Source organism: Methylomonas sp. BG-2 (assembly GCF_057766305.1).
In genome coordinates, this window is record NZ_JBYMAP010000485.1 from 1 (window position 1) to 1,243 (window position 1,243).

At 54.0% G+C, this 1,243-nt stretch carries 3 protein-coding genes; 2 read left to right on the forward strand and 1 reads right to left on the reverse strand.

Going from position 1 to position 1,243, the window contains the following annotated elements:
• Positions 1–313 (forward strand): hypothetical protein (locus AC3B8H_RS21480; RefSeq protein ID WP_488443538.1); only part of this gene is annotated, 313 nt, incomplete at its 5' end.
• A gap of 149 nt (positions 314–462) precedes the next feature.
• Here AC3B8H_RS21480 and AC3B8H_RS21485 read toward each other — a convergent pair.
• On the reverse strand, positions 463–957 hold the full coding sequence (locus AC3B8H_RS21485; protein WP_488443539.1) for an SOS response-associated peptidase: 495 nt from the start codon (positions 955–957) through the stop codon (positions 463–465).
• A gap of 70 nt (positions 958–1,027) precedes the next feature.
• Between AC3B8H_RS21485 and AC3B8H_RS21490 the strand changes: the two genes are divergently transcribed.
• On the forward strand, positions 1,028–1,243 hold a 216-nt coding region (locus tag AC3B8H_RS21490), incomplete at its 3' end, for a hypothetical protein (RefSeq protein WP_488443540.1).

A 1,243-nucleotide genomic window follows, 5' to 3' on the forward strand; every position in this document is an offset into this window, starting at 1 on the left:
GGAACACCGCCTCGAAGCCAGAACCGGCTTTTTGCCACTGACAAACGCGATTCAGGCCGCGCATCGTGAATTAAAGCCCTACCACTTCTCGAACGAATGCGACATGATTAACCGGATCGTCACCGGCATGACCGCAAAGAAATTCAAGGCGGCGCGCGGGGTTGATAACGTGCGTGACGCCTTGTCAGCGGCTCAGTTGCAGCTTATGGATAAATTGCAGCGGCAGAACACGACATTGATTGAACTGGGTTTTGATTTCGACGATAGAAAACGGAGACTGGAGCAAAGCGCCAACAACCTGGTTGCTGCCTGACAGCGCCATCAAATGCCAAGCCGGGTAACACCGGCTCTTTTGGCCGGAAACATTGGGTTATGCCGCAACCAATGCCACTTTTCCCTGTTCCAGCATGCGCATTCGATCGTCGTAACCGGACCAGACGCAATCATTGCGTTGCTTCAGGGCTAAGCATAAACGAATGGCGCTATACACCTCTCCGCATTATGCCTCGGATTATTCACCCAATCACTGACCGGCGTGGCGCCGATGGCTCGGTACGCGTCGTTATCCAATAGGCGAAACACGCTGTCATGGTTGGCGGCTTTGTCCAGCCATTGCAGGTAAAGGTCCGGCGGTAGGATGACCGGCATGCGGTCGTGGATGGGTTGCATTAATGCGTTGGCGGCGGCGGTGAGGATGGTGCAGGAATACAGGGTTTGCTGTTCGTGCTGCCATTGTTCCCACAGGCCGGCGAAGGCGAACAGGCCGTGGTCCGGCCGGTGGAAGTTGTAGGCTTGTTTGCCGTCGCGGCGCGCCCATTCGTAAAAGCCAGTGGCCGGAATTAAACAACGGCGGTGTTGGAAGGCAGAGCGGAACGAGGGTTTTTCGCGGACGGTTTCCGACCGGGCGTTGATTAGGTGTTGGCTGTTTTTTGTATCCTTGGCCCAGGACGGTACCAATCCCCAGGTAGTGGTTCAGTTTGAAATTTGACTGGCTGAACTTTTTTTTGAGCCATGCTATCTTAAAGGGATGACCAAGAAAACGAACCCACGCAAAGATTTTACACAGCGCGCCTTCGACGTGTTTCAGCAAGCTATTGGTGAAGCCGAGTCAGAAGAAGAGCTGACCGGAAAAAAAGCAGATAGTCAGAAAGGTGGATTAAAAGGCGGAAAGGCGCGAGCTGAAAAGCTCACGCCCGAGGAAAGGACAGAGATCGCTAGGAAAGCGGCTAAATCCCGCTGGAAA